The sequence below is a fragment of the Plantibacter sp. PA-3-X8 genome (genome assembly GCF_003856975.1).
GTDB classification, from domain to species: domain Bacteria; phylum Actinomycetota; class Actinomycetes; order Actinomycetales; family Microbacteriaceae; genus Plantibacter; species Plantibacter auratus.
Genome location: NZ_CP033107.1, coordinates 145,262 through 165,023 on the forward strand (window position 1 = coordinate 145,262; position 19,762 = coordinate 165,023).

General features: G+C 69.2%; 24 protein-coding genes. 11 read left to right on the forward strand and 13 right to left on the reverse strand.

The window, feature by feature from the left end; translation table 11 throughout:
* Positions 1-15: 15 nt before the first annotated feature.
* Together EAO79_RS00680 and EAO79_RS00685 are read right to left on the reverse strand one after the other, a co-directional pair.
* Positions 16-324 (reverse strand): Dabb family protein, encoded by a 309-nt coding sequence (locus EAO79_RS00680; RefSeq protein WP_124767402.1) that lies wholly within the window; start codon positions 322-324, stop codon positions 16-18.
* A 40-nt stretch (positions 325-364) separates the two neighbouring features.
* The gene (locus tag EAO79_RS00685; protein WP_124767403.1) at positions 365-625 is read right to left on the reverse strand and encodes a glutaredoxin family protein; all 261 of its coding nucleotides are present in this window, start codon (positions 623-625) and stop codon (positions 365-367) included.
* 192 nt (positions 626-817) lie between these two features.
* Between EAO79_RS00685 and EAO79_RS00690 the strand changes: the two genes are divergently transcribed.
* Positions 818-1,117 (forward strand): helix-turn-helix domain-containing protein, encoded by a 300-nt coding sequence (locus EAO79_RS00690; protein WP_064294610.1) that lies wholly within the window; start codon positions 818-820, stop codon positions 1,115-1,117.
* A 42-nt stretch (positions 1,118-1,159) separates the two neighbouring features.
* Here the strand turns inward: EAO79_RS00690 and EAO79_RS00695 are convergent, their stop codons facing one another.
* From EAO79_RS00695 to EAO79_RS00710, 4 genes are all read right to left on the reverse strand, one after another.
* Complete coding sequence (locus EAO79_RS00695) at positions 1,160-1,468, reverse strand: hypothetical protein (RefSeq protein WP_079706639.1); 309 nt, start codon at positions 1,466-1,468, stop codon at positions 1,160-1,162.
* Between the two features lie 243 nt (positions 1,469-1,711).
* Positions 1,712-1,810 carry a 30S ribosomal protein bS22 gene (locus EAO79_RS00700; RefSeq protein ID WP_003792170.1) on the reverse strand — a complete coding sequence of 33 codons (99 nt, stop codon included), beginning with the start codon at positions 1,808-1,810 and terminating at the stop codon, positions 1,712-1,714.
* Between the two features lie 139 nt (positions 1,811-1,949).
* Positions 1,950-2,144 (reverse strand): helix-turn-helix domain-containing protein, encoded by a 195-nt coding sequence (locus EAO79_RS00705; protein WP_124767404.1) that lies wholly within the window; start codon positions 2,142-2,144, stop codon positions 1,950-1,952.
* A 126-nt stretch (positions 2,145-2,270) separates the two neighbouring features.
* Positions 2,271-2,675 (reverse strand): helix-turn-helix transcriptional regulator, encoded by a 405-nt coding sequence (locus EAO79_RS00710; protein WP_064294613.1) that lies wholly within the window; start codon positions 2,673-2,675, stop codon positions 2,271-2,273.
* Positions 2,676-2,747: 72 nt separating this feature from the next.
* On the opposite strand from EAO79_RS00710, the gene EAO79_RS00715 reads away from it, so the two are divergent.
* Positions 2,748-4,190 carry a TrkH family potassium uptake protein gene (locus EAO79_RS00715; protein WP_124767405.1) on the forward strand — a complete coding sequence of 481 codons (1,443 nt, stop codon included), beginning with the start codon at positions 2,748-2,750 and terminating at the stop codon, positions 4,188-4,190.
* On the forward strand, positions 4,183-4,854 hold the full coding sequence (locus EAO79_RS00720; RefSeq protein ID WP_056013885.1) for a TrkA family potassium uptake protein: 672 nt from the start codon (positions 4,183-4,185) through the stop codon (positions 4,852-4,854). The genes EAO79_RS00715 and EAO79_RS00720 overlap by 8 nt, the downstream gene beginning before the upstream one ends.
* Before the next feature lie 4 nt (positions 4,855-4,858).
* On the opposite strand, the gene EAO79_RS00725 is transcribed toward EAO79_RS00720, so the two are convergent.
* Entirely contained in the window at positions 4,859-5,317 is a 459-nt protein-coding gene (locus EAO79_RS00725) for a GNAT family N-acetyltransferase (protein ID WP_164486857.1), read from the reverse strand.
* A gap of 61 nt (positions 5,318-5,378) precedes the next feature.
* Here EAO79_RS00725 and EAO79_RS00730 point away from each other — a divergent pair, with 61 nt between their 5' ends.
* Together EAO79_RS00730 and EAO79_RS00735 are read left to right on the forward strand one after the other, a co-directional pair.
* Positions 5,379-5,978 (forward strand): TetR/AcrR family transcriptional regulator, encoded by a 600-nt coding sequence (locus EAO79_RS00730; protein WP_124767406.1) that lies wholly within the window; start codon positions 5,379-5,381, stop codon positions 5,976-5,978.
* Positions 5,975-6,469: a GNAT family N-acetyltransferase gene (locus tag EAO79_RS00735; protein ID WP_124767407.1), complete on the forward strand. Its 495-nt coding sequence runs from the start codon at positions 5,975-5,977 to the stop codon at positions 6,467-6,469. The genes EAO79_RS00730 and EAO79_RS00735 overlap by 4 nt, the downstream gene beginning before the upstream one ends.
* Before the next feature lie 36 nt (positions 6,470-6,505).
* Here the strand turns inward: EAO79_RS00735 and proC are convergent, their stop codons facing one another.
* The 3 genes from proC to tadA form a co-directional block, all read right to left on the reverse strand.
* On the reverse strand, positions 6,506-7,348 hold the full coding sequence (gene proC / locus EAO79_RS00740; protein WP_124767408.1) for a pyrroline-5-carboxylate reductase: 843 nt from the start codon (positions 7,346-7,348) through the stop codon (positions 6,506-6,508).
* 48 nt (positions 7,349-7,396) lie between these two features.
* On the reverse strand, positions 7,397-8,584 hold the full coding sequence (locus EAO79_RS00745) for a MarP family serine protease (protein WP_124767409.1): 1,188 nt from the start codon (positions 8,582-8,584) through the stop codon (positions 7,397-7,399).
* A gap of 111 nt (positions 8,585-8,695) precedes the next feature.
* Complete coding sequence (gene tadA / locus EAO79_RS00750; protein ID WP_124767410.1) at positions 8,696-9,172, reverse strand: tRNA adenosine(34) deaminase TadA; 477 nt, start codon at positions 9,170-9,172, stop codon at positions 8,696-8,698.
* Between the two features lie 51 nt (positions 9,173-9,223).
* Here tadA and upp point away from each other — a divergent pair, with 51 nt between their 5' ends.
* The gene (gene upp / locus EAO79_RS00755; RefSeq protein WP_079706630.1) at positions 9,224-9,856 is read left to right on the forward strand and encodes a uracil phosphoribosyltransferase; all 633 of its coding nucleotides are present in this window, start codon (positions 9,224-9,226) and stop codon (positions 9,854-9,856) included.
* A 502-nt stretch (positions 9,857-10,358) separates the two neighbouring features.
* Entirely contained in the window at positions 10,359-11,066 is a 708-nt protein-coding gene (locus tag EAO79_RS00760) for a winged helix-turn-helix domain-containing protein (protein WP_079706629.1), read from the forward strand.
* 81 nt (positions 11,067-11,147) lie between these two features.
* On the opposite strand, the gene EAO79_RS00765 is transcribed toward EAO79_RS00760, so the two are convergent.
* Both EAO79_RS00765 and EAO79_RS00770 read right to left on the reverse strand, forming a co-directional pair.
* Positions 11,148-12,155 carry a DMT family transporter gene (locus EAO79_RS00765; protein WP_124767411.1) on the reverse strand — a complete coding sequence of 336 codons (1,008 nt, stop codon included), beginning with the start codon at positions 12,153-12,155 and terminating at the stop codon, positions 11,148-11,150.
* Complete coding sequence (locus EAO79_RS00770) at positions 12,155-13,429, reverse strand: AI-2E family transporter (RefSeq protein WP_079706627.1); 1,275 nt, start codon at positions 13,427-13,429, stop codon at positions 12,155-12,157. Before EAO79_RS00770 ends, EAO79_RS00765 begins: the two co-directional genes overlap by 1 nt.
* A 175-nt stretch (positions 13,430-13,604) precedes the next feature.
* Here EAO79_RS00770 and EAO79_RS00775 point away from each other — a divergent pair, with 175 nt between their 5' ends.
* Genes EAO79_RS00775 through EAO79_RS00785 form a run of 3 tightly spaced genes read left to right on the forward strand, consistent with a single transcriptional unit; the run spans position 13,605 to position 15,155 of the window.
* Positions 13,605-14,180, forward strand: coding sequence for an RNA polymerase sigma factor (locus EAO79_RS00775; protein ID WP_236555260.1), 576 nt, complete (start codon positions 13,605-13,607; stop codon positions 14,178-14,180).
* Complete coding sequence (locus EAO79_RS00780) at positions 14,177-14,794, forward strand: Asp23/Gls24 family envelope stress response protein (RefSeq protein WP_124767413.1); 618 nt, start codon at positions 14,177-14,179, stop codon at positions 14,792-14,794. The genes EAO79_RS00775 and EAO79_RS00780 overlap by 4 nt, the downstream gene beginning before the upstream one ends.
* Entirely contained in the window at positions 14,787-15,155 is a 369-nt protein-coding gene (locus tag EAO79_RS00785; protein WP_124767414.1) for an Asp23/Gls24 family envelope stress response protein, read from the forward strand. Before EAO79_RS00780 ends, EAO79_RS00785 begins: the two co-directional genes overlap by 8 nt.
* Positions 15,156-15,216: 61 nt before the next feature.
* On the opposite strand, the gene EAO79_RS00790 is transcribed toward EAO79_RS00785, so the two are convergent.
* A complete protein-coding gene (locus EAO79_RS00790) occupies positions 15,217-18,885 on the reverse strand; it encodes an SdrD B-like domain-containing protein (RefSeq protein ID WP_164486859.1) in 3,669 nt (1,222 codons plus the stop codon).
* Positions 18,886-19,284: 399 nt separating this feature from the next.
* On the opposite strand from EAO79_RS00790, the gene EAO79_RS00795 reads away from it, so the two are divergent.
* The gene (locus EAO79_RS00795; protein WP_079706622.1) at positions 19,285-19,716 is read left to right on the forward strand and encodes a MarR family winged helix-turn-helix transcriptional regulator; all 432 of its coding nucleotides are present in this window, start codon (positions 19,285-19,287) and stop codon (positions 19,714-19,716) included.
* Positions 19,717-19,762 lie beyond the last annotated feature (46 nt).

Genomic DNA, 19,762 nt, shown 5'->3' on the forward strand with positions numbered 1-19,762 from the left:
CTGCGGGTGCCGGGCTCAGTCGAGTTGGAAGTCGACCGCGGAGCGCTCGACGACGAGCTGACGGACGATCTGCACCACGCGGACGTGCTCCGGGTGGATCTGGTAGCGCTCCAGGGCTTCGAGGCTCGGGTAGTCGCCGACCAGCACGACGTCCCAGTTGCTCTCGGGGTAGGCGATGTTGCGTCCGACCTGGAGGTGCTCGATGTCGTCCGGCATGAACCCGGCGAGTGCCTCGAGTTCGGACTGCATGGTGGCGAACGCAGCGTCGCGCTCGGCGTCGTCCGTTGCTGCCAGCTTCCAACTGACGATGTGGCGGATGGTCACTGGGCCCCCAAGGGTCGATGTGGATGGATGGACGTGCGGATCACTCGGCGAGCAACGCGGACCGCAGGCGGTCGGGGTCGATGCGCCAGTAGTTGTGGACCCTACCGTCGATGAGGACGACGGGGATCTCCTCCCAGTGGCGGTCGTGGAGCGCGGGATCGTCGAGGATCGAGAGCTCCTCGCGTTCGATCGTCGGGCCGTCGGACGGGAGGCCTGCGACCACCTCGTCGATCACGGCGCGGGCGTCGTCGCAGAGGTGACAGCCGGGCTTTCCGATGAGCGTGACGTGCAGAGTGGACACCTCCTCAACTGTACGGGGTGCCCGAGGTCGGAGCACGTCCAAGGAACCGACACGTGTGGTGTTTCACCGAGACATCTGACACGATGCCGGAATGATGATGCCGATGAACCCAAGGTTGAGAACCATGCGTGTCGAATCCACCGGGCTCAGACACTCTGGCATGCGCCGGTCGAGGTCCGTTGTCATTGTGTGATGCCTACACATTCGGAAGCCGCGACGATCCTCGGCGAGCGGCTGCGTGCCGCGCGCAACGAGCGACAGCTGACCCTCGAGGACCTGGGCGTGCTGGCCGGGATGCACTGGACGAACATCGGCAAGATCGAGCGAGGGCAGGTGCACCCGAGCGTGGAGACGCTCGTCCGGCTGAGTACCGCGCTCGACCTCGACCCGGCCCCGTTCATCACGGGCCTCAACGCCGACATGTACCCGGGGCGGGCGCACAAGCTGACGGCACGCGATCTGCTGGCCGCTCGCCGCGACCAGGAACGCTGACCCGCCCGCCGGAGACCACTCCGCTCCACCCGCCGGCGCCCATCAGAAGGTGACCCGCCAGAGGTACTGGTGACCACCGGGACGGAACCAGGACACCTGCACACTGGTCGCGCGGGCCAGCTCGGTGCCCAACACCTCGAACTCCAGGGCGCTCCCCGGCGTCAGGCGACACGGTTCCAGTGGAGCGAGGAGTCCGGGTCCGATCAGGCGCAGCACGACCCAGTGGACGGCTTCGTCACCGACGTTCCGGAGTCGATAGCGAGGTGCGTCGTCTCGTTCGACGACGAACGGCACCCGGTACGCGAGCTCGCGTCGGTTGCGGTGGACGGTTGGCGGGAGATCGCGGGTCATGCGACGAACCTACGAAGGACCGCCGACGATCTCGGGGCGACGGACCGCGTGCCGCGACGCGCTGTGGATCAGTCCCGTCCGACCTCGCCTGTGGAGGAACCTCGACGCCGCTCGACCCGCGGAGACCACCCTGACCGACCGACGAGACGGATCACCTCGACAACGCCAGAAAGCGCCGTACCCCAATGGGCAGGCGCTTCCGGTGGACGAAGAGTCGTCAGGCGCTCCGAACGGAGCAGCCGGCTACTTCTTGTTGCGGCGCTGGTGACGGGTCTTGCGAAGCAGCTTGCGGTGCTTCTTCTTCGCCATACGCTTGCGGCGCTTCTTGATAACAGAACCCACGGATTTACCTCACAGAATTGGGGGGCTTGGCCGCAGGGATCGCGACCGAAGAGAACAAGTCTTGTTGCCAGTCTAGCCGATTGCAGCGCGCGTCGTTCACACGCCGTACGCCTGCAGGCTGCTAGGAGCGGGAAACGCCTCAGCCGACGTCGGCGACCGGGCGCTGCCGGACGGCTTCGACGGCGGTCTCCGGCACTCGGAACGACTTCCCGAACCGGATTGCCGGGAGCTCCCCCGAATGCACCAGGCGATACACGGTCATCTTGGACACCCGCATCATCTCGGCGACTTCGGCCACAGTGAGGAAGCGGACGTCAGCAGTGTCCTGCGTCATCGAACCCCTCCTGCGCCTCTGGAAACCCGCTTGAACGGCGCCCCGAGGACCGGAACGCCGCATGGCAACTCTAGAGGGCCCACGCCCGCCCTGTACATCCCCTGTGTGAACGGTATGGGGGCCGGGCTACGGGCGGAGCTTCTTCGTGACCGACTGCACCGCGTGGGTCACGTCCGCAGCGACCTTGCCGACCGATCCGGCGACCGCCTTGGCCTGGTCCGGGAGTGACAGCGCCGCGAAATCGACACCGTCGTCCTGGTAGTCGACGCTGAGGAACGGGATGAGCCAGTCCTCCACGTCCTCGAGCGGCGCCGAGTCCAGGCTGTAGTAGCGGTGCTGGCCCTCCTCGCGCACCTCCACGAGCTCTGCTTCGCGCAGGACCTTGAGGTGCTTGGACACCGTCGGCTGGCTGAGGCCGAGCTGCGCGACGATCTCGGAGACGCTCGTCCCGGTGCCACCGTGCCGTTCGAGCAGCAGCGCGAGGATGTCCCGCCTGGTGGTGTCAGCGATCACGTCGAAAATGTCGGCCATGCTCCAACGATAGTGATGGAGCGCACGGAGTACCATTGCCTCCGGCGCAGTCCTGAGGTGTTGAGGGGTCAGATGAGCGGCAATGCCATGGGGCGTCGTCCCTCGATCACCGTCCGTCACGGACTCGCGAGGGTCAGGGAGGCCGTCAGCGACTTCGCCGCGAAGTCGACCTCGCGGTTCGCCATCCTCGTGTTCAGCTTCCTGATCTTCGTCTTCACGATGCTGTTCTCGCTCCCCATCGCGAGCGCCGACCGCCAGGTGACTCCGATCGCCGACGCCCTCTTCACCGCCGTCTCCGTCATCTGCGTCACCGGGCTCTCGACCGTCGACATGGCCACGCACTGGTCGCTCTTCGGCCACGTGCTCGTGTTCATCGGCGTCCAGATCGGCGCGCTCGGCGTCCTGACCCTGGCCTCGATCCTCGGGTTCGTGATCGCGCGACGACTCGGGCTCCGCCAGAAGCTCATGGCGGCGAGCGACACGAACCCCCTGCGGTCGCACCACGGCCCCGTCGCCGAGGGTCAGGCGGTCCGCCTCGGGGAGATCGGCAACCTGCTCGTCACCGTCGCCGTCAGCGCCCTCGTGATCGAGGCGGCCCTGGCGATCCTGCTCTTCCCGCGCATGCTGCTCGACGGCATCAACCCCTGGGACGCCGCCTGGAACAGCGTCTACTACGCGGCCATGGCCTTCACCAACACCGGCTTCACGCCGAACGCCGAGGGGCTCGCGGCCTTCGAGAACGACTACTGGTTCCTCAGCATCCTCATGCTCGGGGTCTTCCTCGGCAGCATCGGCTTCCCGGTCATCTACGCCCTGAGCCGGAACTTCCGTCGACCGAGCCGTTGGTCGCTGCACGTCAAGCTCACGCTCGTCACGACGATCATCCTGTTCTTCGCCGGGGCGCTCGCCTTCATCCTGCTCGAGTTCAACAACCCCGAGACCTGGAACAAGTGGAACCTCTGGGACACGATCTTCCAAGGGTTCTTCCTGTCGGCCATGACGCGGTCGGGCGGCTTCTCCACCGTGGACATCGGCGACCTCAACGGCTCGACCCTGCTCGTCGCCGACATGCTCATGTTCATCGGCGGTGGCTCCGCCTCGACCGCCGGCGGGATCAAGGTCACGACGCTCGCCGTCCTGTTCCTGGCGGCGTTCGCCGAGGCCCGGGGCCGCGAGGGCGTGGAGGTCTTCCGCCGCCGGATCCCGCAGGACGTGCTCCGCGTCGCGGTGAGCGTCGTCCTCTGGGGTGCGACGATCGTCGCCCTGTCGACGATCGTCATCCTGCAGATGACGAAGGCTCCGCTCGACCACGTGCTGTTCGACGTCATCTCCGCCTTCGCGACCGTGGGGCTGAGCACCGGCCTCGTCGCGGACCTGCCCGACGCCGGGGTGTACGTCCTCGCCGTCACCATGTTCCTGGGCCGCGTTGGTACAGTGACACTCGCTGCAGCCGTGGCCGCGAGTCAGAGCGGCCAGCTGTTCAAACGACCCGAAGAGAGGCCCATCGTTGGTTGACCGCATCAAGCACGACGCCCCGGTCCTCGTCATCGGACTCGGTCGGTTCGGTGCGGCCTGCGCCGGCGAACTCGACCGACTCGACCGCGAGGTGCTCGCGATCGACGACAACTCCGACCTCGTGCAGAAGTGGTCCGACCGGGTCACGCACACCGTGCAGGCCGACGCGAAGAACATCGAGGCGCTCCGGCAGATCGGCGCGCAGGACTTCTCGGTCGCGGTCGTCGCGGTCGGATCCTCCATCGAGGCGAGCGTGCTCATCACCGCAAACCTCGTCGACCTCAAGATCCCGCAGATCTGGGCCAAGGCCGTCTCGCAGTCGCACGGCAAGATCCTCGCCCGAGTGGGGGCGAGCCACGTCATCTACCCCGAGCGCGAGGCCGGCGAACGCGTCGCCCACCTCGTGTCGGGCCGCATGCTCGACTTCATCCAGTTCGACGACGACTTCGCGCTCGTCAAGATGTACCCGCCGAAGCCCATCCGCGGGCTGAACCTGACGGAATCGGGCGTCCGGACGAAGTACCGGATCACGGTCGTCGGGGTGAAGTCTCCGGGGAAGCCCTTCACCTACGCGACCGCCGACACCGTCGTGTCGAACCACGACCTCATCATCGTCTCCGGCACCTCGGCCGACATCGAACGCTTCGCCTCACTCGAGGGCTGACGCCTCAGGCGAGCCGGCGCGCGTAGCACCGCGACAGGGGTTCGTCGACGTACGGCCCGAAGGCGGGGATCGGCGCATACCCCTCGCGCTCGTAGAACCGCATCGCGTCGGGTTGCGCCGTTCCCGTCTCGAGGAGCAGCTCCTCGACGCCCAGCGACCTCGCCTCGTCCTCGAGCGCTCGGAGCACGGCGACGGCGACGCCGGTCCCCCGGGCCGCCGGCGCGACGTACATGCGCTTGACCTCCGCACGGTGCTCGGCGAGGAGTCGGAGTGCGCCGCAGCCGAGCGCCGTCCCCGCGGCATCGGTTGCCACGAGGAAGACCGCGATGTCGTCGCCCGACGGGGGCGTTCCCGGCTCGTGGTCGTCGCTGCCGTATCGGGCGTCGAGCTCGGTCCGCTGCGCTCGACGCAACCGTGCTCCGACCTCGTCCGTCCAGTCCATCCGGCCGATCGTGATGGTCATCCCGCGCTCCTTCATTCCGTAACGATCATTACGGTAACATCTGTGACGAAGGAGTGTGGACATGGCGAGGACGAAGGACCCGGAAGCCCAGGCGAGGATCTCCCAGGCGGTGTGGGAGGTGTTGGGTGACCACGGACCGCAGGGCCTCACCCTGCGCGCGGTGGCGGAGCGCGCCGGGTGCACGACCGGCCTCGTCCTCCATCGGTTCCCGGACAAACGTGCGCTGCTGCTCCATGCTCGGGACCTACTCCACGAGCGGACGGCTGCACGCACCGCGGCACTCGAAGCGAGTGCCGGAAGCCCCCAGGTCGCGCTGCGTGCCGTCCTCCAACAGGCCCTCTCCCTCACCGAGGAGACGCGTCGGGAAGCGCGGGTCTGGCTCGGATATCTGGCCGCCGCCCTGGACGACGACGTCCTCGCCGAGCGGCACCGGACGGGCCACGCCGTGTTCGTGACCCGCACCCGACGCCTGGTCGCCGAGATCCGCCCCGAGCTGCCCCCGGCTCTGGTGGCTTCCACCGCCACCACCCTGGTCGGCCTCGTGGAGGGCCTGAACAGCCTGGCGACGGCCGACACCGACGCGTACGACCCGGCTGCGCAGCTCGCGGCACTCGACCGGTTGCTGCTGGTCCTCGGGCTCGACCGGACGGCCGCCGCATGATCGTCGTCGACCGGTGGACTGTTGCGGATGCCGACCTCTCCGCGCTGCTCGACGACTACCACCGCCGCACGGAGCACGAGAAGCTCCTCGGACGCGAACCGGCTCCGGACGACCTGGCACCCACCTCGGCCCTGCCCGAACGCCACCGACGTGAGGTCGACGACCCGGCCACCGCCTTCGAGCGGGACGTGGTGCTCGTCGCGAGGGCGGACGACTCCACGTTGTCGGGGTGCGTGGTCCTGACCCCGGGGCCGTCACCGGAGATCAAACGACTCTGGGTCGCCGATGGCGCGCGCCGACGAGGTGTCGCGACGGCACTCCTGGACGCGGCGATCCGCGCAGCGACGGACCGAGGCGATCCGGAGGTCCGCCTGTCGGTCTGGCATTGGCGCACCGGTGCGATCGCGCTGTACCGACGATCCGGCTTCCGGCCGGTCCCCTCCTGGGACGATCGGCCAGGGCTCGACTGCTTCGTCCGATCGCTCCGCTGACGACCTCCGCGACGGATCACCTCGGACCGTGGCCGGTCAGGAGGCGGACAGCTCCTCGGCGCGTGCGACGGCGGCTGCCGCGGCGCGGTCGAACGTCTCGCTGAAGCCCGCCTCGGCGAGCACGGCGAGCGCCTGCTCCGTCGTCCCCTTCGGGCTCGTGACGTTGATCCGCAGCTGCTCGGCGCTCTCCCCCGTCGTCGCGAGGAGTTCCGTCGCGCCGCGGAAGGTTCCGTTGACCATCACGGCCGCCTGCTCGGGGGTGAACCCGAGGCCGATCGCCGTGCGGGTCAGTTCCTCGATGAGGTAGTAGACGTACGCCGGACCGGAACCGGAGATGGCGCTGAGGGCGTCGATCTTCGATTCGGGGATGACGACCACTTCGCCGACGGTCTCGAAGAGCGCGGTGACGACGGCGAGGTCGTCCTCGCTCGACCGGGTACCCGGCGCGAGCCCGGTGACACCCAGCCCGACGTAGGACGGGGTGTTCGGCATGGAGCGGAGGACCGACACCGACTCCGGCAGGGCGGCCTCGAAGGCCGCACCGCGGATGCCGGCCGCAAGGCTCACGACGATCGTGCCCGGCTGCAACGCGTCGGCGATCTCGGCGAGGAGGTCGGCGACCAGGTAGGGCTTCACGCCGATCAGGACGATCTTCGCCGCGGCTGCCGCGCGACGATTGCCGTCGGCGTCCTGCTCGAGGGCGATCGAGGTGACGCCTGGCAGCTCGGCGAGAGCCTCCGCCTTGGCGATGGTCCGGTTCGTCACCGTGATGCCACCGTCGACCTCGACACCCGGCTGGACGAGACCGCGAAGGACGGCCCCTCCCATCGAACCGGCTCCGAGGATGGCGATGCTGGGCAGGCTGATCGTTTCACTCACCCTGCGAGTCTAGGCACCTGCATGCTCGGCGGCACCTGCCCGGCCGGGTCAGTCGGCGAGGCAGGCGCCCGACGGGACCGCGGACTGCAGCGACCCGGCGAGCGCGACGACGGGCAGGACCTCGTCCATCGCGAGCGCGTACCCGACCGGCGCGGAGTTCGCGTCGCGGGCGAAGATCACGCCCGCAACCTCACCGGACTCGGTGAGGAGCGGGCCACCCGAGTTGCCCGGCTGCACCGTCCCGGACAGCGTCACGACCTGACGGCTCGTCGGGTTGTTCCCGCCGATGTCGGCGACGAGGCTCGGCCCCACCACGATGACCTGCGCGCCACCGGCCGTGTACGGGCCACCGAACGGATACCCGGCGACGACGGCGTTCGAACCGGGCGCCGGATTCGGTGCGAGCGGCAGCGATCGGGCGCCGAGGTCGTCGACGCGGATGACGGCGAGGTCGTCGACCGGATCGAAGTAGACGATCCGTCCTTCCCTGGGCATGGCTCCCGGGACCTCGACGACCGGGTTCGTCACGCCGGCGAGAACGTGCGCGTTCGTCATGACCAGGTCGTCCGCGAAGACGAATCCGCTTCCGGTGAGGCTCCGAGAGCAGGACTCGGCGGTGCCGCTGATGCGGACCACGGACGCGGAGGCCGTCTGCAGGGCCGGCGTCGAGGTGTCGAGCTGCGGGGCGGCGGGGACGTCCGCGGTTCCGCCGAACGCCTCGATGACGCGCTGGGCCCCGCCGTCGACCACCGTGGAGCGGAGCTGCGCGAGCGTGCTCTTCACCTGCACGGGCGTGACGCGGTCGATCGTGCCGATCACCGCGGACGACCCGACCGCCTGGGCGAGCAGCGGGATGCCGAGGGAGCCGACACCGAGTGCCGCGGTCACGAGGACGAGCGCGGTGACGACGAGGTTGAGGGCGGCACCGAGCAGGCGTTCCAGACCGCGCAGGGGGGTCTTGCGGACGACGGGGCCGATGGCCCCGCCGATGAACGCACCGATCGTGTAGCCGACGGCGAGGACGACCACCGCCGCCGCGACCGCCGCCCAGCCACGCCAGGCCGCATCCGGCACCCACGAGGCGACGAGCGGGATCGCGAAGAAGGCGCCGACCCCGCCGGCCGCCAGCCCGACGAGCCCGCCGAGGCTCCCGAGGAGCCCCGCACGCCACCCGCGGATCAGGAAGCCGATCAGGACGACGACGAGGATGATGTCGAGGATCACGCCGGGTTGCATCCTGCGATCCTGCCATCACCCGCCGACAACGGGCTCCGGAAGTGCTGGGAGCAGCCGCATCCGGTCACCGAGTCTGTCGAGGCGCGGCGACCTCCGGGGCCGTGTGCGCCCTCAGGGGGCTCCGACGCCGCCCGCGCCCCGGAAGAAGTCGGTGAGGAGCGCCGAGCAGCGCTCGGCCTCTACCCCCGCATAGACCTCGACACGGTGCTGCAGGCGCCGGTCACGCAGGACGTCGTAGACGGAACCGACCGCACCGGCCTTCTCGTCCCAGGCCCCGAAGACGACCCGCGGGATCCGGGCGGCGAGGATCGCGCCGGCGCACATGACGCAGGGTTCGAGCGTGACGACGAGCGTCAGCTCCGTGAGGTGCCAGACGGCCAGCGCGGCCGCTGCGGCGCGGATGGCGACCACCTCGGCGTGGGCGGTCGGATCGGTGTGCAGCTCGCGCTCGTTGCGTCCGACGGAGACCACCGTGCCGTCCGGGGCGACGAGCACCGCGCCCACCGGGACGTCGTCACTGGCCAGTGCCGCCTCGGCCTCGGCGATGGCGAGGTCCATCCACACGGCGAACTCGGCCGGTGCGTGCATCCGTCATCTCCCCGAAATCCTGGTCGCCGCGCGAGCGACTAGATTGATCGTATGCGAGTGCACGTAGCCGACCACCCCCTCATCACCCACAAGCTCACGGTGCTCCGCGACAAGACGACACCGTCACCGGTGTTCCGTGCCCTCACCGAGGAGCTCGTCACGCTGCTCGCCTACGAGGCGACGCGCGGCGTCACGGTCGAGGAGATCACGATCCAGACGCCCGTCACCGAGACGGTCGGCGTCAAGATCAGCGAGCCGCGTCCGCTCGTGGTCCCGATCCTGCGGGCCGGCCTCGGCATGCTCGAGGGCATGGTGAAGCTGCTCCCCACCGCCGAGGTCGGCTTCCTCGGCATGGTGCGCAACGAGGAGACCCTCGAACCCACCACGTACGCGGAGCGTCTCCCCGACGACCTGTCGGACCGCCAGTGCTTCGTGCTCGACCCGATGCTCGCGACCGGTGGCTCGCTCGCGGCGGCCATCGACTTCCTCTTCAAGCGTGGCGCGATGCACGTCACCGCCATCTGCCTGCTCGCCGCCCCCGAGGGTCTCGAGCGCCTCGAGGCCGAGACGGCCGGCAAGGACGTCACCATCGTCCTGGGCGCCCTCGACGAGAAGCTCGACGAGAACGGGTACATCGTCCCCGGGCTCGGCGACGCCGGCGACCGCCTCTACGGCGTCGTCTGACCCCTGCTCCCGCCGACATGAGGCGGATCGTCGTCCATCCCCGCGATGGACGACGATCCGCCTCATCTCAGTTGTGCCGCCAGCTGACAATCCCCGAGTAACAGAACGTCATCTTCCGCTCGCACTTGACAGGATCCGGGGGATTCCTGTTGTATTGCGGACTATGACGACCAACGCGCCCACCCCGACCTCCTTCGAGGCCCCTGGGAACGCCGGCATGATGATGCCCGGCCGCGCTGTCATGTGCTGTCGAATGTGTCGCTGATCCGACTCCTCCAGCACCGGTAGCGATCCACACGGATCCGCTCCACTGCTCCCAGCACCTCCGAGTCCGCCGCTCCCCCACCAGGTGAGCCGACTCCCGGACGTACCCCGTCCGTACCCGGCCGACGCGCCACTTCCCGGATCGCGGGACCGCAACTGCCCACCGGCAGGCGGGATCACCCCGAGCGCACCGCGCACGATCCGTCGTAGCATCATCACTCCCGAGGACCTCGCACTCATGTCTCTTGCAGCCGTTCAGACCACCCGCCCCACCCGCCAGCTCACCGCCGTCGAGGATGCGCCTCGGGCCGCGACCCCGCACGTCCGCGCCGTTCCGGCCGGCCCCGAAGCCCGAGGGTTCGTCCTCTACGTCGGCCTCGACGAGGCGAAGGCGGCCGCCGCCGGCACGAGCCTCGGTGAGATCGTCGAGGCCATCAAGGCCCTGACGGCCCAGTTCGCTCCGGAGGCCGAGACGCACGCGGCCGTCGCCCTCGCCCCCCGCGGTGCCGGCGGACGCGACCTCGACGTCGTCCGGCTCGCCCTCCAGGACCCCTCGGCACTCGCGGCCCACCGCGACGAGGTCGACGAGGAGGAGCAGGACCGCGCGCACGCCGGTGTCGTCGTCGACATCTCCCGGAAGCGCCTCGTCCTCGACAACGAAGCTGCGCCGCTCACGTACAAGGAGTTCGAGCTCCTCCAGTACCTCGTCCTCCGCGAAGGACGCACGATCGAGCGCGCCGAGCTCATCTCATCGCTGTGGCGTGCCGGCGACGACGAAGAGGTCCCGAACGAGCGGACCATCGACGTCCACGTGCGTCGCCTGCGCGCCAAGCTCGGCCGCTACGAGGACATCGTCCGCACCGTGCGCGGTGTCGGCTACCGCTTCGACCGCCACGCGGACGTCTCCATCCGCTACGCCAGCACCCCGTCGCCCGACCTGTTCTAAGCCAGTTCGGCGGCCCCACCGACAAGACGACGGGCCCGGTGAGTGGGTGTTCCACTCGCCGGGCCCGTCGGACGTCCTGCGTCAGATGACGCGCGGCTTCTTCGGCTTCTCCCCCGGTGCCGGGACCGGGCGCATCGCGAGCTTCCACACGCCGAAGACGGCGATCGCGCCGGCGACGACGAAGAGCACGAGCGCGAACCAGGGAGCGCTGGCCGCCTCACCGAGCACGACGATGCCGATGCCGACGGCGACGAGGGGGTCGACGACGGTGAGGCCCGCGACCACCAGGTCGGGCTGTCCGCTCTGGTGGGCCTTCTGGACGAAGAACCCTCCGAGTCCCGCCGCGACGAGCAACGCGATGATGCCGACGACGGTGAGGCCCTCGAAGTTCTGCGTGATGACCCGGTTGATGACGACCTTCGCGAGGGTCACGACGAAGCCGTACAGGACGCCTGCCGCGACCACGTAGAACACCGTGTGCAGCTTCCGGCGCCACAGCGCGTACGCGCCGGCGAGCGCCAGAGTCACGACCGCGAGCATGATGAGGATGATGATGAGCTGCGGCTGACGGATGGGCTCCTCGACCGCATAGAGCGCGGCGACGATCACGAAGAGGCCGATACCGGCGACGCACAGCACCATCGCGCGGGTCTGCTCCTTGGTGATCTTGACCCGGGTGACCCTGGCGTTCAACAGTGCCGTGATCACGAGGGCGATCGCCCCGAGCGGCTGCACGACGATGAGCGGTGCGAAGGCCAGCGCGACGAGCTGGAAGACGATGGCCAGGCCGAGCAGCAGGGTGCCGATGAGCCAGGACGGGCGACCGAGCAGCTGCGGGAGCTGCTTCAGCCCGAACGCCGACGAGGCCGCCTCGACCTTCCCGACGCCTCGGGACTGGAGCTGGGTCCCCACCGCCAGGAAGAAGGCGCCGACGAGGGCGATCGGGATGCCGATCGCCTGGTACGGCGTCACGCTGATCGTCGGGATGTCGAGATCGACCGCGGCCCGAGCGGACTGCGCGACGACGCCCGCGGTACCCGACAGCAGCAGGGCGCCGGCCGCAAGGACCGGGAACGACGTCGCCGCCATCACTTCGCCGCCGCGCTCGTGCCGACGGCCGCCGTCTCGGCGTCACCGAGTTTGTTCTCCGGTACCACCTTGGAGTCCTGGCTCGGGAAGACGACCTTCTGCACGATGATGATGATCGATGCGGCGACCGGGATCGCGACGAGGGCACCGAGGATACCGCCGAGGGCGCCGCCACCGAAGGCCGCGATGACGACGAGGGCACCGGGGACGGCGACCGCCTTGTTCATGATGCGCGGGCTCAGGACGTACGCCTCGATCTGCATGTAGATCAGGTAGTAGATGATCGCGATGAGCGCGGTGACCGGCGAGACGAAGAGGCAGAGCGCGCTGTTCACGATCGAGGCGCTCAGCGTTCCGACGAGCGGGATCATCGACCCGATGAACGCCAGCAGGGCGAGCAGCGGCGGGAAGGGCGCTCCGATGATGCTGAGGAAGATGAAGCTCAGCACACCGTTGACCAGCGCGAGCCCGACCTGCCCGACGACGTATCGTCCGACGGCCTGCGTGATCTCCTCGAGCACCTGCGCGAAGCCCTCGCGGCGGTAGGCGGGGAGGAAGCGGTACGTGACGGCCTTCATCGAGCGCAGCGACGCGAGGAAGTACAGGGTCAGGATGAGGACGATGATCGAGCCGGTGATCCCCGATGCGACGCCCGCACCGACCGCGACGATGCCGCCACCGATGTTCAACAGGTTGTTGGGGTCCTTGAGGAAGGAGAACGCGTCGTTGAGCGCCGAGTCGATGTCGAGGGTGTTCCCGATCGTGTTCTGCACCCACGCGACGAAGTCGCTGTTCAGGAACTGCTGCGAGATCCGGGGGTAATCGCTCACGAAGTTCGAGATCTGCGTCACGAGCAGCGGCACGATGGCGAAGATGATGCCGACGAACGCGCCGATCACGGCGAGGAAGACGACGGCGATGGCGAGGCCGCGCGGCAGCTTCTGCTCGAGCCAGGAGACGAGCGGGTCCAGGCCGAGCGCGATGAACAGTGCGACGCCGACATAGATCAGGGTGGTGCTGAGCTGGGTGACGATGCTGCCGATCACGAGCGCGACGAGCACGCCGATACCCCCGACGAGGCCGATGCGGAACGCGTTGATGCGCACGCTCGGAGCCGAGGGCTGGAGGGCCGCGACCACGGCTGCCGACGGTGGCGAGGAGGCTGCGGCCTTCGCCGCGCGCTCCTGCTTGGCCTCCTGGTGCTTGGCGCGCCTGGCCTCGCGCTCCTCCGGGGTGGAGGAGAACCCGGGCAACCGGAGTTTGGGGGTCTTCATCGTGCGGTCTCCTCGGTGGTGATGCGATCGTGGTGCGATCGTGGTGCTGGGGCGTTCACATGGATCGCCGCTCTGTGCCTACAGTAGTGAGACGGAGCCCGGCTCGCAGATGTCACGGTCGGGTGTGACGAAACCGCCGGAAGTTGTCTCGGCCGGCACAGAGAGGCGGCAGGCGGTGGGTGTCGATCCAGTGCGCACGTCGGGTGGCCTCCTCGAGCAGGCGACCGACCGGACCCTCGTCGAACGGTGCGTCGACGGCGACACCCGGGCGTTCCAGGTGCTCATCACGCGCTACGGCCGGATGATGAAGGCGTACGCCGTGCGACTCACGCGATCCTCCGCGGACGGCGACGACGTCGTCCAGGAGGCGCTCATCTCGGCCTGGAAGCGGATCGACACGCTCGAGGACGGCGCGATGGTGAAGAGCTGGCTGATGCGCATCGTCAGCCGCCGGGCGATCGACCTCATGCGGCAGCGCAAGGACACCGAGTCGACCGACGACGCCATCATCGAGGCCCCGGAGCGCGACGGTCCCGAGCGGCGAGCCGAAGCATCGTCGCAGCTGGGAGCACTGTCAGCAGCGCTCGACAGACTGCCGCACGGACAGCACCAGGCTTGGGTGCTCCGCGAGATCGGCGGATACTCGTACGAGGAGATCGCCGAACAGCTGGGGCAGAGCGTCGCCAGCGTCCGAGGGAGTCTTGCACGGGCTCGGGCGACACTGGTCAAGGACATGGAGGGGTGGCGATGAACACCGAAATTCCGGGCTCCGGACCGGGCGGACCGGGCGGTTGCGCGCACGGCATCGACGCCCTCACGGACTACCTCGAACGCGACATGCTGCCGGCCGACCCGTCGATCGACGAGTCGCCCGAATGCCAGCGGATCCTCCGGTCCCTGCGACGGGTCCGCTCGCTCGCCGCGCCATTGCGGGAGGCGGACGAGGCGGCGGTCACCGCACTCGACCAGGACTGGATCCGAGGGATCATGGAGAACATCGGCCGTGAGGCGAAGGCCGGACGCGACATCCCGTTCGCCGCGTCCGACGACGCCGCTGCGCTCGTCATCACGGAGGGCACGGTCCGCGGGCTGGTCCGCGGTGCCGGCGACCGCACGCCCGGCGTGCTCGTGGGTCGCTGCGTGCTCGAGGGCGACGTCACCGTGGTCGGCGAACCGATCATGCTCCACGTCACCGTGAGCATCGGTTGGGGCAAGTCGGTCGCCGACACGGTTGCGTTGTTCCGCGAGGAGGTCGCCGCCAGCCTCCGGCAACACACGGACCTCGTCGTGGCAGGACTCGACATCGTCGTCGACGACCTGCACTTCGAGGCCGACGAGATCGGAGAGGTGGGGGACGATGCATGACCTGACGGAGACGGACGACGACCTCGGAGCGCTCGCGAGTTCGCTCGACGACGTGATCCTGGCGCTACCGGGCGTCGACGGGTTGACCGCCGTCGAACCCACGCTGCTCCGGGCCGCGAAGGAGGGCGTCGGCGCACTGCTCGGCTCGCCTGACCAGCAGGCACGGGTGAGCGTCAAGCGCGTCCGAGGCGTCCTGACCGTCCACGCCAACATCTCCGTGGCAGCTGAGGCGGCCTCCCCTGCCGTCGCGCAGGCGGTCCACCGCGCCATCGCGGAGCGGCTCCCCTCGTTCACCGGCGAGGGCGCACCGTCCATCACCGTCCGCGTGATCGACGTCGTCCCGAGCGGCTCCCAGGACTGACACGAGCGCGCACGGTCCCGATCCGGGATCGTGCGCGCTCGATGTGCGGTGGCTCCTCGACTCAGCCGCTCGACTCCTCGGCGTCACTGCGGGCGCGACGCGCACGCACGACGAGGAGTGCCGCCCCGCCGATCACGAGCAGGAGCATCGCGGCGATCATCGCCTGGTCGAGCCAGAGCACGCCGGTCGTGGCCAGCGGACCCTGCGTACCGGACAGACGTTCCGGGGTCGCCTGCGGCGTCCCGGACGGCGTCGGCGTCGGCTCCGAGGGGACGGACGGGTCCGTCGGTTCCTCGGGATCGGTCACCGGCGGGCTCACGGGCAGCTCCACCTCGACGATGCCGCCGTTCCAGGTGAGGTCGACCGCGTCCGCGCCGGTCGGCGACGGGTCGACCACGACGATGTCCTCCATGGTGGACGACTGCGGATCGAGCGCCGAGTTGACGAGGCCGTCGTCACCGACGCGGAAGCCGGTGGTCTCCGCGCCCTCAGGCAGGTCGACACTGATGGTGTACGCACCCGACACGAGCCCGCTGAAGCGGTATCGGCCGTCGGCGTCCGTCTCGGTCTCCTCGGAGACGGTGGCACCGTGCTTGTCGACGCCGTCCAGCCGGAGTGGCACACCGGCCACGCCGTCGCCGGGCTGTCCGTCGGCACCGTCGTCGTCGAGTCCGTCACCGTCACGGTCCCACCAGAGGCGCTCGCCGATCGACGTGGAGACGACGGTCGTCGCCACGAGCGGCGACCGGGCTCCGAGGGTCTGCGACGCCGAGCGCACCGTGGCGTCGTTCCGGTACTCCGCACCGGACACCGCGCCGTCCGTCGTGAGCTCGACGGCGATCTCGTGACGTTCGAGGGCGTCGAGTTCGGCGACCTCCACGCGGAACGCGGTGACGTCGGCGAGCGATTCGGGACACGCCTCCGCACCGAAGTCGTCGGAGGTGCACCAGTCGAACCCGTCCGGAAGCTCCCGGGAGGTGTCCGTGCCGTCGATGGCGGACGCGGCCTGCACTGCGGCCGGGTCGGCGGCGGTGTAGAGCACCCGGTCGCCATCGGCGGCCTCGATCTCGTCGGCCAGGACGCCGGCCGCGGATGATCCACGGTTGTCGCCGACGAACGGGAGCACGTCCACCAGGGCGACGTCCTGCTGAGCACCGGTGGCGTTCATGTTGGCGTAGGCGAGGCGGTAGTCGATCCGGTCGCCGGACTCGATGACGCGCTGTTCAACGCTCTTCTGCACGCGGAGCCCACCGGGCGCACGGAGCGACACGGTCTGGCGCCCGTGGTGCGCGTCCTGCATCGTGGCGTCCTCGGGGACCTCCTCGAGCGAACCCGGGTCGTCCGGGCTCGCGACGACCACCTGGTTGACCAGGTCGCCGATGAGCGTCGCATCCGACGTCGCCCAGTACCGGATGACGGGCTCGGCGCCGCGCTCGACCTGCCCGAGCCTCCAGGTGAGGAGGGTGGTGCCGTCCTCGGCGAGTTCGACCGAGTCGGGCACGTGTGACACCTCCGTCGGGTCGTAGACGAGCCCGGCGGGCAATCGGTCGACGACGACGACGTCGCGTGCGGCGTTCCCCTGGCCGGGCACGCTCGTGATCTGCGGCGTGACCTCGAAGCGGACGCGGTCACCCGCGAGCAGTTGGGCCGGCGAACCGGGTTCCACGGCCGGTTCGATCGCCCGCTTCCCGATGCCGATCACGGCGTTGGCGGCGATGAGCCGGTCGCCGCGAGGGTAGTTCGCGTTGTCGTCCTTCGCTGCGTCGTACTTGTTGTGGAACCAGCCGTCCTTCGCGTACCACGTGCTGTAGTCGACGTCGTCGGGGTATTGCTCCGGGCTGTACAGCGAGTAGCTCTCAGCGAGGAAGGTGCCGGCGGGGACACCGTCGTTCATCACGAGTGTGAGCGATGCCATGAGCGAGGCACCGATCGGGATGACGCCGGACGCGCTGCGATAGCGGATCTTGGTGATGTCCTCCACCGCGATCGACGAGGGGTCGGTGGTCCAGTCGTCGTCGGCGTCACCGCACGTGGTGTCGGTCATCTGACGCCACCTGGTGGCGTCGTCAGCGGCCACGTCCACGGTCGATCGTGTGCCGTACTCGATGATCAGCGGCGTCGAGGCGTGCCCTCGAGCGGGAACGCCGTCGGGTCCGACGGCTGCATGCTGCGTCTTCGTGTCGAAGGCCTGGCAGAACACCTGTCCGGTGAACTCCGTGCCGCCTCGGTTGTTGAACATCGAGAGGGCACGGTACTGCTGTCCGGGTACGACGACGCCGTCGCCCGTGCCCGGCAGGAACTGCCCGGGGACCGGGATGAGCGCATTGGTGTCGTCGATGTAGCGAGTGCCATGGCCTCCGTCGGGACGGCGGAGGAGACTCGCGCTCGTCCGGTTGTCGTCGAGCGGCTCGTCCGCGTTTGCGATCTGCTGTCCATCGGCGTCTCGGCCCGTCGCCAGGAGGTCGCGGACCAGGAGGCGGGTGGTGATCGAGCCGTTCGCGGGCACATCGTCTCGAGGCACGAACACGCCGAAGCGGCCGAGCGCGAGGTAGCCGCGGAGCGGGATGGCTGCGCCGTTCGCGGTCTTGGTGGGGATGTGGTCGGCGCTGAGGTCCGCGCCGGAGATGGTCACGTGGATCCGACGCGGGTCGTCCGGGTCGACGCGACACGTCCAGGCGCCGGAGTCGGTCACGGCGTTCTCGCCGCCGCCTCTGGCGCCCGGGAAGACGCGCGCTTCACCGGCGCCCGCCGCACAAGCCGTCTGGTTCGAGAGTCTGGCGTTCGGGCTGACATCATCGAGGTCGATCACGAAGGTGACGTCATCGACCACGTTCGACTGCCCGCGTGCACCGAGTCCACCCGCGGCGTTGTACCCGGCGAGGTCGAGGTAGGCGTCGTAGTGGATGCGGAACCCGGGCACATCGTCCTGGGTCACGGCGCTGACGATCGTTGCCGTCCGCACCCCGAGGTTCACTCGCGGACCGCTGCTCGCGGTCGTCGCGGGAACCTCCGTCGCGTCCTCGGCGAGCGCGCCGGAGGCCACGTCGTTCGCCGCCGCGCTGAGTGCTCCCGCCGGGGAGGTGAGCACGGAACCGTTCGGCATGCTGTCTGCCGTGGCGATGAGGTCGTAGGTGGTGACGGAGTTCGGCAGGACGCCGCCGATGGCGCAATCGAGGACGCGTCGGTCGTCGCTGACGGTCGACCCGGCTCCGCAGTAGGCGGGGAGCGCGGTGACGATCGGCCAGCGCAGGCCGTCGGGGAGGGTCTGGCGAACGGTCACGAGGTCGCCGGCTGCGGCTCCGTCGAGCTGGACCTCGACGCGGTAGGTGACCGTGTCGTGCGTGCGGACGACGTCGTTCGTCGCGCTGCTGTCGTGGCCGGGGGCGTCGTCCGCGTCGAACGGGGCGGTGCCGGTGGCGACGCCCGCGAGCGCGATCTGCAGCGCGAGGTCGGCGTTCGGGGCCTCGGCGTCGGGGGTGGCGGTGGGCTCAGTCGGCGGGGTCGTCGGCGACGTGTCGTCGGGGTCGCTGCCCGAGGAGGGCTCGTCGGTGTCGACCGGACTGTCGTCGGTGGGCTCCTCGACGGGCGCGGGGTCCGTCGGTGCCGTTGCCGGGGTGCCGGCCGCTGTCGCGGGCGAAGCGACCGTGCCGGTCAGCAGCGCGGCGAGCGCGACGATGGCGCCCGCGTGGGCGGTGACGATCCGGCGTCGGGGCCGGTGCGGTGTGGACATGGGGGTCTCGTCTCGGTAACGTGTGGTCGGGTGGTATTTCAGAGCGTAACATAATAAACACACGTGGGGAAGTGGCACCATCGGCCTCCATGCGCTCGCGCTCCGCCGGTGTAGCGCACTCGGACAACTCCCAGTAAAAATAACGTTCTGATAACTACCGCTCGTTACCGATCCGTTATATGGTTTTGGAACGTTAGTTGTTTTGCTGTGGCAGCTGACGGAATGTGATTGCAGGACACTCTTGGTGCAAGGGAAAGAGAGCCGGTCGTAGCCTCTGCGACCGGCTCTCGTCATGTCCGGAGACGATACGGAGCGCAACCACCCCACCTCGACGCACCGCTCGACGGCCGTGCAGGATAGATTCAGGTGGTGGATCGTCGGACGGCAGCGGGAGCGGGTATGGACGAGAGGCGACTCGCGATCGCCGCGTGGGAGTCACTGTTCCGCGCGCAGGTCGACGTGATGCGCCACATCTCGCACGACTTCCCGAGCCACGGCATCTCGCTCAACGAGTACGACGTCCTGCACACGATGTCGCGGGAGCCCGATCGTCGCATCCGTCTGCGCGACCTCAACTCGAGCGTGCTGCTCTCGCAGCCGAGCATCAGTCGCCTGGTCGATCGACTCGTCGCGCGCGGACTGGTCGGCAAATGCCCCGACCCGGACGACGGCCGCGGCACCCTCGTCCGCATGACCGATGCGGGCTACGACGTCTACCGCGCGGTCGCCATCGCCCACGGCGCGACGATCGCCGAACGCGTGACCACGTCGCTCAACCCACAGGAGATGGCGACCCTCGCGGCGCTCAGCGACAAGCTCCGCGGAGCGTGAGCCGCGCCGACTGATCCGGCGCGGACGGCCCCACTGTCGTGTCCGA

Coding starts and splice junctions, on each gene's coding strand:
- EAO79_RS00690 (WP_064294610.1), top strand. CDS start 818: ATGCCTACACATTCGGAAGCCGCGACGATCCTCGGCGAGCGGCTGCGT.
- EAO79_RS00695 (WP_079706639.1), bottom strand. CDS start 1,468: ATGACCCGCGATCTCCCGCCAACCGTCCACCGCAACCGACGCGAGCTC.
- EAO79_RS00705 (WP_124767404.1), bottom strand. CDS start 2,144: ATGACGCAGGACACTGCTGACGTCCGCTTCCTCACTGTGGCCGAAGTC.
- EAO79_RS00710 (WP_064294613.1), bottom strand. CDS start 2,675: ATGGCCGACATTTTCGACGTGATCGCTGACACCACCAGGCGGGACATC.
- EAO79_RS00715 (WP_124767405.1), top strand. CDS start 2,748: ATGAGCGGCAATGCCATGGGGCGTCGTCCCTCGATCACCGTCCGTCAC.
- EAO79_RS00725 (WP_164486857.1), bottom strand. CDS start 5,317: ATGACCATCACGATCGGCCGGATGGACTGGACGGACGAGGTCGGAGCA.
- EAO79_RS00730 (WP_124767406.1), top strand. CDS start 5,379: ATGGCGAGGACGAAGGACCCGGAAGCCCAGGCGAGGATCTCCCAGGCG.
- EAO79_RS00735 (WP_124767407.1), top strand. CDS start 5,975: ATGATCGTCGTCGACCGGTGGACTGTTGCGGATGCCGACCTCTCCGCG.
- EAO79_RS00745 (WP_124767409.1), bottom strand. CDS start 8,584: ATGCAACCCGGCGTGATCCTCGACATCATCCTCGTCGTCGTCCTGATC.
- tadA (WP_124767410.1), bottom strand. CDS start 9,172: ATGCACGCACCGGCCGAGTTCGCCGTGTGGATGGACCTCGCCATCGCC.
- upp (WP_079706630.1), top strand. CDS start 9,224: ATGCGAGTGCACGTAGCCGACCACCCCCTCATCACCCACAAGCTCACG.
- EAO79_RS00760 (WP_079706629.1), top strand. CDS start 10,359: ATGTCTCTTGCAGCCGTTCAGACCACCCGCCCCACCCGCCAGCTCACC.
- EAO79_RS00765 (WP_124767411.1), bottom strand. CDS start 12,155: ATGGCGGCGACGTCGTTCCCGGTCCTTGCGGCCGGCGCCCTGCTGCTG.
- EAO79_RS00770 (WP_079706627.1), bottom strand. CDS start 13,429: ATGAAGACCCCCAAACTCCGGTTGCCCGGGTTCTCCTCCACCCCGGAG.
- EAO79_RS00780 (WP_124767413.1), top strand. CDS start 14,177: ATGAACACCGAAATTCCGGGCTCCGGACCGGGCGGACCGGGCGGTTGC.
- EAO79_RS00785 (WP_124767414.1), top strand. CDS start 14,787: ATGCATGACCTGACGGAGACGGACGACGACCTCGGAGCGCTCGCGAGT.
- EAO79_RS00790 (WP_164486859.1), bottom strand. CDS start 18,885: ATGTCCACACCGCACCGGCCCCGACGCCGGATCGTCACCGCCCACGCG.
- EAO79_RS00795 (WP_079706622.1), top strand. CDS start 19,285: ATGGACGAGAGGCGACTCGCGATCGCCGCGTGGGAGTCACTGTTCCGC.